Annotated in this window: 7 protein-coding genes; all 7 read left to right on the plus strand. The window is 69.8% G+C overall.

The window, feature by feature from the left end:
- The first annotated feature begins 5 nt into the window (after window positions 1–5).
- From AB0B76_RS51165 to AB0B76_RS51195, 7 genes are read left to right on the plus strand one after another with little or no spacing between them, the layout of a single operon-like run.
- Window positions 6–1,817: a beta-L-arabinofuranosidase domain-containing protein gene (locus AB0B76_RS51165; RefSeq protein ID WP_360391142.1), complete on the plus strand. Its 1,812-nt coding sequence runs from the start codon at window positions 6–8 to the stop codon at window positions 1,815–1,817.
- Between the two features lie 25 nt (window positions 1,818–1,842).
- A complete protein-coding gene (locus AB0B76_RS51170) occupies window positions 1,843–5,145 on the plus strand; it encodes a discoidin domain-containing protein (protein ID WP_360391145.1) in 3,303 nt (1,100 codons plus the stop codon).
- A 2-nt stretch (window positions 5,146–5,147) separates the two neighbouring features.
- On the plus strand, window positions 5,148–6,194 hold the full coding sequence (locus tag AB0B76_RS51175) for a LacI family DNA-binding transcriptional regulator (protein WP_360391148.1): 1,047 nt from the start codon (window positions 5,148–5,150) through the stop codon (window positions 6,192–6,194).
- Between the two features lie 22 nt (window positions 6,195–6,216).
- A complete protein-coding gene (locus AB0B76_RS51180) occupies window positions 6,217–7,482 on the plus strand; it encodes a sugar ABC transporter substrate-binding protein (RefSeq protein WP_360391151.1) in 1,266 nt (421 codons plus the stop codon).
- An 8-nt stretch (window positions 7,483–7,490) separates the two neighbouring features.
- Window positions 7,491–8,417: a sugar ABC transporter permease gene (locus AB0B76_RS51185; protein WP_360391154.1), complete on the plus strand. Its 927-nt coding sequence runs from the start codon at window positions 7,491–7,493 to the stop codon at window positions 8,415–8,417.
- A 1-nt stretch (window position 8,418) separates the two neighbouring features.
- A complete protein-coding gene (locus tag AB0B76_RS51190) occupies window positions 8,419–9,198 on the plus strand; it encodes a carbohydrate ABC transporter permease (RefSeq protein ID WP_360391156.1) in 780 nt (259 codons plus the stop codon).
- 21 nt (window positions 9,199–9,219) lie between these two features.
- Window positions 9,220–11,658 carry a beta-L-arabinofuranosidase domain-containing protein gene (locus tag AB0B76_RS51195; RefSeq protein WP_360391159.1) on the plus strand — a complete coding sequence of 813 codons (2,439 nt, stop codon included), beginning with the start codon at window positions 9,220–9,222 and terminating at the stop codon, window positions 11,656–11,658.
- Window positions 11,659–11,749 lie beyond the last annotated feature (91 nt).

Consider the following 11,749-nt stretch of genomic DNA (forward strand, 5'->3'; position numbering starts at 1 on the left):
TGGCCGTGACAGCCCATCCGGGACCTGTCGCGCCCGCGCGCGGGGCGCTGCGGCCCGTCGGTACGCACCAGGTGCGTTTCACCGGCGGGTTCTGGGGACAGCGCCAGGCGGTCAACGGCACCGCCACCATCGAGCACTGCAAGTTCTGGCTGGACCGCCTCGGCTGGACGGGTAACTTCCGCGACCCCGACGCCTCGCTGCGCCGCCGCGGCCGCGAGTTCTCCGACTCCGAGGTGTACAAGCTGGCCGAGGCGGCCAGCTGGGAGACCGGCCGGCCCGGTGGCACCGACCACCGCGAGCTGCTGGCCGAACTCACCGCGCTCGCCGCCGGGGCCCAGGCCGCCGACGGCTACCTGCACACCGCCTACGGGCGGCCGGGGCAGCCGGAGCGGTACAGCGACGCCAACTTCGGCCACGACCTCTACTGCGCCGGGCACCTGCTGCAGGCCGCCGTCGCCGCCGCGCGCACCGGCGCCGCCCCGGAGCTGCTGCAGGTCGCCTGCCGGGTCGCCGACCACGTCTGCGAGCGGTTCGCCGACGAGGGCTTCGACGGCCACCCCGAGGTCGAGCCCGGGCTCGTCGAGCTCTACCGGCTCACCGGCGAGCGCCGGTACCTCGACATGGCCGCCAAGTTCATCGAGCGGCGCGGCCACCGCAGCCTCCCCGAGCACGAGTTCGGCTGGCGGTACTTCCAGGACGACACCCCGATCCGCGACGCCGAGGTGTTCGGCGGCCACGCGGTCCGCGCGCTCTACCTGGCCTGCGGGGCCGTCGACGTGGCAGTGGAGACCGGCGACGACGAGCTGCTCGCCGCCGTCGTCCGCCAGTTCGGCCGGACCCTCGCCCGGCGCACCTACATCACCGGCGGCATGGGCTCACGCCACCTCGACGAGGCCTTCGGCGACGACTTCGCCCTGCCGCCCGACCGGGCCTACTCCGAGACCTGCGCCGGCGTCGCCACCGTCATGCTCGCCCACCGGCTGCTGCTGGCCACCGGCGACAGCGGCTACGGCGACATCGTCGAGCGGGTGCTGCACAACGTCATCGCCGCCGCGGTGGCCGACGACGGCCGCTCCTTCTTCTACGCGCACACCCTGCACCAGCGCACCCGCGCCGAGGTCCCGTCGGCCGAGCACGAGCAGCTGCGCTTCGGCGGCGGCCAGCGCGCGCCGTGGTTCGAGGTGTCCTGCTGCCTGACCAACGTCGCCCGGCTCACCGCCTCCCTCGGCACCTACTTCGTCACCGAGGACGAGGAGGGAGTGCAGATCCATCAGTACGCCCCGATGACCGTCGAGGCCGCCGGCCTCCGGCTCGAGGTCGAGACGGCCTACCCCGAGGACGGCACCGTCACGGTCACCGTCGTCGAGGCGCCGGCCGCGGAGCGCACCATCGCCCTGCGGGTGCCCGGCTGGGCCGGCGGCGGGCAGCACGTCGAGCGGCGCGTCTTCGCCGCCGGCGAGCAGCTGCGCCTCGAGCTGCCGGTGCGGCCCCGCTGGACGTTCCCCGACCCGCGTGTCGACGCCGTGCGCGGGTGTGCCGCCGTCGAGGTCGGCCCGGTCGTCATGTGCGCCGAGTCGATCGACCAGGAGGACGGCGTCGACCTCGACGAGCTGCAGGTCGACACGTCGGTCGCCCCTGAGTACGGCGCGGTGAAGGGACGCGCCATCCGGCCGGTCGAGCTGGTCTGGCCGTACCGCGACCGGACCACGACGACCGAGCGCCCGGAGCCGATCGTCGTGCCGCTCGTGCCGTACCACCGCTGGGCCCGCCGCGGCGCGTCCGCCATGCGCGTCTGGCTCCCCACCACACCGTCGTAACACCGATCGCATTGGAGGTGACGCGATGCCACACCCCCGCTGGAAGTCCAGGCTGGCACTCGCGTTGACGACCACCCTGACCGCCTCCGTCGCCGTTGTCGTCACATCCGCCCCGCCGGCGGCAGCGGCCCAGACCATCGGCTATCCCACGTTCACCGGCTCGTCCTCGATCCCGGCCGCGCCCGTCGGCTACACCACCGGCAACATGATGCAGACCATCTACAACGCCGAGAGCGGCGGCACCGACTTCTGGGTCGACCGCCTTCTCGGCCGCAGCGGCGGCAGCGACCCCGCCGACGCCGACGGGGCCATCCTGATGACCCGCGGCCGCGCGCTGTTCATGAAGACCTACAACCCCGGCGTGCTCGGGTTCGCCGGACATGTGGCGTACTGGGAGAGCATCAGCGACGCCAACGCGTACTCGGTCACCGCCAGCCCGGGCACGTTCACGGAGCAGACCGCGCAGCGCTTCCAGGCGCCCAGCTACGCCAAGAGCGTCTTCACCAGCGGCTCGGTCGCCATCACCCAGCAGAAGTTCATCACGAACAACAACGTCGCGGTCACCAACCTGTCGATCAAGAACAACGGCACCGCGTCGACCACACTGACGCTGCGGGCCGTCTCGCCGTACGCGACCAGCGGCAGCGGCAACGAGCTGACCGGCTCGACGGGCACCAAGAACAGCCTGACCACGCTCACGACCAAGCTCTCCGGTGACGGCTTCGCGGCCTCCTCCGGCGGGCTGAACCGGTCGATCACCATCGCGGCCGGCGCCACCGCCACGGCGAAGGTCGTCATGGGCTTCATCGCCAGCGAGATCCCGGAGTCGTCCACCGAGTACACGGCCTACGCCGGCTACGACAACGCCACCGCGTTCGCCACCCACGTGCGCGCGTACAACAAGTGGTGGGCGGACAACATCCCGTTCTTCGACTCGCCCGAGCCGGCGCTGACGAAGAACTACTTCTACCGCTGGTGGCTCATGCGGTTCAACAACCTCGACGCGAACATCCCGGGGCAGACGTACCAGTTCCCGACCTCCGTCGAGGGCGCGCTCGGCTACAACAACGCCATCGCGCTGACCCAGCCCATGCACATCGACGACCTGAAGTACCTGCGCACGCCGCTGTACGCGTACGGCGACTGGCTCTCGGTCGGGCAGGTCTCCAAGAACGGCCGGTTCGTCGACAACCCCGGCGACCCGGAGAACTGGTCCAACAGCTACACCCAGTACATCGCCGAGGCGGCCTGGCGCAGCTACCAGATCCACGGCGGCCAGCCGGCGCTCGCCCAGAACCTCGCCAAGTACGCCGAGGGCGACGTCAAGGGCCAGCTCGCGACGTACGACACCAACAACAACAAGCTCATCGAGTACGACTGGGGCGCGCTGACCGGCAACGACGCCGACGCGGTGTCGTTCCACTGGCGCTCCGGCAACATGGACCGCGGCGAGGCGGCCTACCAGTACAGCGGCGCCCGGGCGGCCGCCCAGGCGTACGCGGCGGTCGGCAACACGGCCAAGGCGAACGAGATGAACGCCCTCGCCGACCAGATCGGCGCCGCGATCGTCAACGTGCTGTGGAACCCCAGCCACAACCTGTTCGAGAACCGGATGGCCTCCGACGGGGCGTTCAACCCCTGGAAAGAGATCAACATCTACTACCCGTTCGCGGTCGGCGCCATCCCGAACACCACGCAGTACAAGCAGGCGCTGCGGCTGTTCGACGACCCGGCGCAGTACCCGATCTTCCCGTTCTACACCGCCGACCAGGCGGACAAGGCGGCCTCGGGCACCGGTAGCAACAACTTCTCCACCATCAACTCCACGGTGCAGTTCCGGCTGCTGAGCTCGGCGCTGCGCAACTACCCGACGACGTACCTCACCAACGACTGGTACAAGAAGCTGCTGTACTGGAACGCCTGGGCGCAGTACGTGAACGGCAACGTCGCGTACCCCGACGCCAACGAGTTCTGGGCGAACTGGAACGGCTCGTCGATCACCTACCGCTCGTGGATCCACCACAACATCCTGGGCAGCAGCAACTGGACGATCATCGAGGACGTCGCGGGGCTGCGGCCGCGCAACGACGCGAAGGTCGAGCTGTCCCCGATCAACATCGGGTGGGACCACTTCACCGTCAACAACCTGCGGTACCGCAACGCCGATCTCACGATCGTGTGGGACGACCCGGCCGACGGCGTGACCCGCTACCCGGGCGTGCCCCAGGGCTACAGCATCTTCATCAACGGCACCCGGGTCGCCACCGTGAACTCGCTCGTGCCGTTCACCTGGGACCCCGCCACCGGCACCGTCACCACCACCGGCACGGTCGCCTACAGCCAGGCGTACACCAGCCTGCAGTCGCCCACCCAGGTCGTGCAGACCGACAGCCGCGTCGTCGACATCATGGCCAAGGCCGGCGTCGACAACGCCACCACCCCGCCGACCAACCTCGTCACCGGCGCGACCGTCTCGGCCTCCTACACCGGGTCGGGCTCGTCCACCGGCGGCGCGAGCGACGGCTACCCGACCAACGAGCCCTTCTGGGGCGCCGGCGGCTCGCCGAACAGCCAGGACTGGTACGAGGTCAACTTCGGCCAGGCCCGCACCGTCAACGAGGTCCGGCTGTATTTCAAGGACAGCCGCCCGGCCTCGGCGACCTACCGGGCGCCGTCGTCGTACGACATCCAGTACTACAACGGCACGGCCTGGGTCAGCGTCCCCAGCCAGGCCAAGAGCCCGGGCACCCCGAAGGGCAACTACAACCTGGTCACCTTCCCGGCGGTCAGTGCCCAGCGGGTCCGCGTGCTGGCGACCAACGCATCCGGGGCCAAGACCGGGCTCACCGAGATCAAGATGTACAACCGCGGCGGCACCCAGCCGCCACCGGTCACCAACCTCGCCCTGTCGGCCACGCCGTCCTGCTCCTTCACGTCCTCGTGGGAGAGCTGCGCGGCGATCAACAACGGCGACGAGCCGGCCAGCTCCAACATCGGCGCCGCCAACGACGGCTCCCGCTGGGGCACCTGGCCCAACACCGGCACCCAGTGGGCCGAGCTGCAGTGGGCCTCGGCCCAGTCGGTGAACAAGGCGCAGGTGTACTTCTTCGACGACGAGGGCGGCATCGACATGCCCTCGGCGTGGAAGTTGCAGTACTGGGACGGCTCGGCGTACGTCGACGTGCCCGGGGCGAGCTCGTACACGCTGACCAAGAACGCGTACAACACCGTCACCTTCACCGGGGTCTCCACGACCCGGCTACGAGTCCAGCTGACCGCGACGGGCACCTCCTCCCTGGGGCTGCTCGAGGTCAAGGCGTTCGGCTGAGCATGCACACCGTGCGGAGACCACCGGCGATGCGGGACGTCGCCCACCTCGCCGGGGTCTCCCACCAGACCGTCTCGCGGGTGGTCAACGACCATCCCAACGTTCGGTCGGAGACCCGGGCCCGGGTCCTGGCCGCGATGCGGGCGCTGGACTACCAGCCCAACGTCGCGGCCCGGACCCTGGCCACCAACCGGAGCCAGACCGTCGGGCTCGTCACGTTCGACACGACCCTCTTCGGGCCCTCGTTCATGGTTCACGCCATCGAGCGAGCGGCCCGGGAGGCCGGTTACTTCGTCAGCATCGCCAGCGCCCGGGAGCCCGATGTGCCACAGGTCCGCGACGCCATACGGCGCCTGCGCGAGCAGGCCGTCGAGGGGATCGTCACGCTCGCGCCGGTCGCGGCGGCCTGGACGGCGCTGCGCCAGGAGCCGCTGGACGTGCCCATCGTCGGGCTGGGCATCGTCGGCACGGACGGCGAGGACGCCGGCGTGCCGATGGTCGCCATCGACAACACCGCCGGCGCGGCCCTGGCCACCCGGCACCTGCTGGAGCTCGGGCACCGCACCGTGCACCACATCGCGGGGCCGGCCAACTGGCCGGAGGCCCGCGAGCGGCGGGCCGGGTGGCGGGCCGCGCTGGAGGACGCGGGGCGAGCGGCCCCCGCGCCGCTGGCCGGGGACTGGAGCGCCGCGGCCGGGTACGCCGCCGGACTCAGCCTCGCCGAGCGGCCCGAGGTGACCGCCGTGTTCTGCGCCAACGACCAGATGGCGATCGGGGTGCTGCGGGCCCTGCACGAGGCCGGGCGCCGCGTGCCCCGCGACGTCAGCGTCGTCGGCTTCGACGACGTCCCCGAGGCGCCGTACCTCCTGCCGCCGCTGACCACCGTCCGGCAGGACTTCGCCGAGCTCGGCCGGCACAGCCTGGCCCTGCTCGTCGACCAGATCTCGACGGGCTCCCGTGGCGGCGAGCAGTTCCGCTCGGCGCCGAGCCTGATCGTGCGCAGTTCCACCGCCACACCCTTGCATCTTGAGAACGCTCACAAACAATGAATGGCCTAGGGAAGGAACGAGCGTGAAACGCTGGATGGGCAGCATCGTCGCTGCGACGTTAGTGCTCGGCGCCGCCGCGTGCGGCGACGACAAGGCCGCGGAGGCTCCCGCCAACGCGGACAGTGGGGCATCGCTCACACTGTGGACGCGCGCCGCGACCGAGACGCAGTCCAAGGCCTACGCGGCCGCCTACAACGCCACCCACAAGAACCAGGTTCAGGTCACCGCGTACCCGAACGAGGAGTACCCGGCCAAGCTCGCCTCCGCCGCGGGCGCCAAGGCCCTGCCGGACCTGTTCGCCTCCGACGTCGTCTTCGCGCCGCAGTACGCGTCCCAGGGCCTGTGGACCGACATCACCGACAAGTTCAACGCGCTGCCCTTCAAGGACAAGGTCGCCCCCGCGCACGTGCGCAACGGCACCTGGAACAAGAAGGTCTACGCGGTGCCGCACACCATCGACATGTCGGTGATGCTGTACAACAAGGACCTCTTCACCAAGGCCGGGCTCGACCCGGAGAAGCCGCCGACGACCCTGCAGGAGTTCGCCGACGACGCCCGCGCCGTGGACAAGCTCGGCGGGGACGTCAACGGCACCTACTTCGGCGGCAACTGCGGCGGCTGCAACGTGTTCACCATGTGGCCGTCGGTGTGGGCCGCGGGCGGTGACGTCATGAACGAGGACGGCACCACCAGCAACATCAACGGCAAGGAGATGTCCGACGTCTTCGCGCTGTACCGCAAGCTCTACGACGAGGGCGTGGCCGCCCCCGCGTCCAAGGACGAGGCCGGCCCGACCTGGCTCGGCGCCCTGCAGAGCGGCAAGATCGGCATCGCCCCCGGCCCGGCCGCGTGGCTCGGCCTGATCGAGGAGAAGGCGAACTTCAAGCTCGGCGTGGCCCCGATCAGCGGCCTCACCGGCGGCGAGTCGACGTTCGTCGGCGGCGACGCGATCGGCATCGGCGCCACCAGCAAGCACGCCACCGAGGCGTGGGACTTCCTCGCCTGGACCCTCGGCGACGAGGCCCAGGTGGAGGTCATCGCCAAGGGCAAGGGCGTGCCGGTGCGCACGGACCTGGCGTCGAACAAGTACTCGTCCAGCGACCCCCGGGTCGTGAAGATCAACGGCCTGATGGGCAAGGGCAAGACGCCCTACGCCAAGAACTTCAACGCCACCTACAACGACCCCCAGAGCCCGTGGGTGACCGCCTTCCGCGGCGCGCTGTACGGCGACGCGAAGAAGTCCCTCGACGACGGCGCCACCGCGCTGACGGCCTCGCTGAAGAAATAAGAGACACCATGACCCTGCTCGTCGACGAGCGGCCGGCGGTCACCCCGCCGGCCGCCCGGCCCCGCCGGCGGCTCAACCGGCAGTGGGTGGGCGCGCTCTACGCCGCGCCCACCGCCTTCATGGTCGGCATGTTCTTCCTCGTCCCGCTCGGCCTGGTGGCGTACATGTCGCTGCACCACTGGCCGCTGCTCGGCGCCCCGGAGCTCAACGCGCCGGAGAACTACGCCGGCATGGCCGACGACGAGCTGCTCGCCACCGCGGCCTGGTTCACGCTCAAGTACACCGTCGTGGTCACGGTGCTGCTCTTCGCGCTGTCCTTCGGGCTGGCGCTGCTCGTGCAGCACCCCGGCCGCGGCATCGGGCTGCTGCGCACCGCGTTCTTCATCCCGGCCGCGGTCGGCTTCGCGAGCGCCTCGCTGCTGTTCCTGGGCCTGCTCAGCGACGAGATCGGGCCGGTCAACGACATCCTCGAGAAACTGGGGCTGCTGCACGGCTACGTGTCGTGGACCAGTGGCAGCCCCAACAGCGCGCTCGGCTCCGCGGTCGGGCTCGTGCTGTGGCGCTTCGCCGGCTTCAACATGCTCATCCTGCTCACCGGGCTGCAGTCGATCCCGGTCGACGTGTACGAGGCCGCGAAGCTGGACGGGGCGACCCGCTGGCAGACGTTCCGGCGGATCACGGTACCGCTGATGCGCCCCACCCTCGCGCTCGTCACCACACTCATGGTCACCGGCTCCCTGCTCGCCTTCGACCAGTTCTGGATCCTCACCCGCGGCGGGCCCGACAACAGCACGACCTCGCTGGTGATGGTCATCTACCGCAAGGCGTTCATCGAGCTCGACCTCGGCTCCGCCGCCGCGATCTCGGTGGTGCTGCTCTTCGTCCTGATCGTGTTCAACGTGGTGCAGCTCGGCATGCTGCGCAGAAGGGGCTGACATGCGACGGCTCACCGGCGCCGCCCTGGCCATCCTGTTCCTGTTCCCGCTCGCCTGGAGCGCCTTCGCCTCCGTGCGCACGAAGAGCGGGTTCGGGCTGGAGAACTACTCGCGGCTGTTCACCTCCGACAACGGCATCCACTTCCAGCACGTGTTCAACTCCGTGGCGGTCAGCGCCCTCACCGTCGGCGGCACGCTGCTCGTGAGCGGCCTCGGCGGCTACGCGTTCGGCCGCTTCGACTTCCCCGGCAAGAACGCCCTGTTCCTGCTCACGCTCGCCATCCTGATGGTGCCCTACGCGACAATTCTCATCGCGTTGTACGTCCTGCTGGGCTGGATCGGCCTGCAGGACTCGATCATCGGGCTCAGCCTCGTGCTCATCATGTTCCAGCTGCCGTTCTCGGTGTTCATGATGCGCAACTCGTTCGAGGCGGTGCCCAAGGAGCTCGAGGAGGCGGCGCTGCTCGACGGCTGCGGCACCTTCCAGGCTCTGGTCCGCGTCATGCTGCCCGCGGTGAAGCCGGGCCTCATCACCGTCGGGCTCTTCGCCTTCCTCACCTCGTGGAGTGAGTTCTTCGCCCCGCTGATCCTGCTCAACTCGACCGACAAGTTCACCATGATGCTCGCTGTGGTGAACATGCGCACCGCCACGTTCGGAGCCATCGACTACGCCGCACTGGAGGCCGGCGTGACGTTCATGGCGGTGCCCTGTCTGGTGCTGTTCCTCATCCTGCAGCGCAGCTACGTCCGCGGTTTCATGTCGGGGGCGCTGCGCGGCTGACCCCCACCCTGGAGGAGCCCCATGCCCACCCGCCGCACCATTCTGGCGGTCTCGACCGGCGCGGCCGCCACCGCGCTGGTCCGCCCGGGAATCGCCCTGGCGGCAACCAGGTCAGACATCGGTGTCTCGGCCTACGCGTTTCCCTTGAGCTCGGTCCAGCTGCTGTCCAGCCCGTTCACCGCCAACGCGGGCCGGACGCAGTCGTACCTGCTGTTCCTCGACAACGACCGGATGCTGCACACCTTCCGGCTCAACGTCGGGCTCTCCTCGTCCGCCACCGCCTGCGGCGGCTGGGAGTCGCCCACCACCGAGCTACGCGGCCACTCGACCGGCCACCTGCTCAGCGCGCTCGCCCAGGCCTACGCCGGCTCCGGCAACACCGCCTTCAAGACCAAGGGCGACCAGCTCGTCACCGTGCTCGCCCAGTGCCAGGCCCGGGCCGCCACGGCCGGGTACAACACCGGCTATCTCAGCGCCTTCCCGGAGAGCTTCATCGACCGGGTCGAGGCGCGGCAGTCGGTGTGGGCGCCGTACTACACCCTACACAAGATCATGGCCGGGCTGCTGGACATGCACCTGCTCGCGGGCAACGCGCAGGCGCTGACCGTGCTCACCGGCATGGCGTCGTGGGTCAAGTTCCGCAACGACCGGCTCACCCAGACCCAGCGCCAGAACATGCTCGACACCGAGTTCGGCGGCATGAACGAGGTGCTGACCAACCTGTACCAGCTCACCGGCGACGCCAACCACCTCGCCGCCGCCCAGCAGTTCGACCACGCCGAGATCTTCGACCCGCTGGCGAGCAACACCGACGCGCTGAACAACTACCACGCCAACACCCAGATCCCGAAGATCATCGGGGCGATCCGGGAGTACCACGCGACCGGCACGACCCGCTACCGCGACATCGCCGTGAACTTCTGGGACATCGTCACCAAGCACCACACGTACGCGATCGGCGGCAACTCCAACGGCGAGTACTTCAAGGCCCCGGACCGCATCGCCAGCGAGCTGTCGGACACGACGGCCGAGTGTTGCAACGTGTACAACATGCTCAAGCTGACCCGGCAGCTTTTCCTCACCAACCCGGCCCGCGCCGACTACATGGACTACTACGAGAAGGCGGTGTACAACCAGACCCTCGCCTCCCAGGACCCGAACTCCTCGCACGGGTTCCAGTGCTACTACGTGCCGCTGCGGGCGGGCGGCATCAAGACCTACAGCAACGACTACAACAGCTTCGTGTGCTGCCACGGCACCGGGATGGAGAGCAACACCAAGTACAACGACTCCATCTACTTCCACGACGGCGGCAGCACCCTGTACGTCAACCTGTTCATCCCGTCGGTGCTGACCTGGTCGGCCCGCGGCGTCACCATCCGCCAGGACACCACGTTCCCGGACGCCGGCGCGACCAAGCTCACCGTCACGGGCTCGGGCACGTTCACGGTGAAGGTGCGCATCCCGGCCTGGGCCACCGGCGCCCAGCTGAAGGTCAACGGCACCGCCCAGGCCGCGCCGCAGCCCGGCACCTACGCGACAATCGCCCGCACCTGGGCCTCGGGCGACGTCGTCGACCTGACGCTGCCGATGGCCCTGACCCGGGAGTCCGCCAACGACAACAGCACCGTGCAGGCGGTCAAGGTCGGCCCGATCGTCCTCGGCGGGCTCTTCGGCACCAACAACCTCTCCGCCCTGCCGGTCCTCGACCCCGCGACGCTCACGGCCACATCCACGCCGCTGCAGTACACCGCGAACGGCGTCACCCTCCAGCCCTTCTACAAGGTGCACGGCCAGCGGTACTCGGTCTACTGGTCGGTCACCGGCGGCGGTCCGACGCTGCCCGCGTTCGTCGCCTACTACCCCTTCGACAACAGCGCCGCCGACGCCACGGGCAACGGCAAGACGGCGACGCTCAGCAACACGACGTACACCACGGGCCGCACCGGCTCGGCGGTCGGCCTCAACGGCACCAACGGCTACGTGTCGCTGCCGGCCGGGATCCTGAACGGCGCCACCGCGTTCTCGATCGCCCTGTGGGTGCGCATCGACACCCTCACCAGCTGGACCCGGGTCTTCGACTTCGGCACCGGCACCGGCGTCAACATGTTCCTGACCCCGCGCTCCAGCGCCGGCACGGCCCGCTTCGCCATCACCACCGGCGGCGCGGGCGGCGAACAGCGCATCGACGCCCCGGCCGCGCTGCCGGTGGGCGCCTGGACCCACGTGGCGGTGACCCGCAGCGGCAACCTCGGCATCCTGTACGTCAACGGCGCCGAGGTCGCCCGCAACGCGTCGCTGACCCTGAGCCCGTCGAGCCTGGGCAACACGACGCAGAACTGGCTGGGGCGCTCGCAGTACGCCGACCCGTACCTCAGCGGCGCCATCGACAGCGTGCGGCTCTACAGCCGCGCCCTGACCGCCTCGGAGGTGGCCGGCTTCAACTCCGCCGGGAACTGATGTCTCTCCGCCCCCGCCCGCGCTGCCGGGCGGGGGCGTCCGCGGGCACAATGGCGCCATGAGGACGGGGGGCGTGGCCGCCACGGCGGCC

It is taken from the genome of Dactylosporangium sp. NPDC049140 (genome assembly GCF_040648435.1).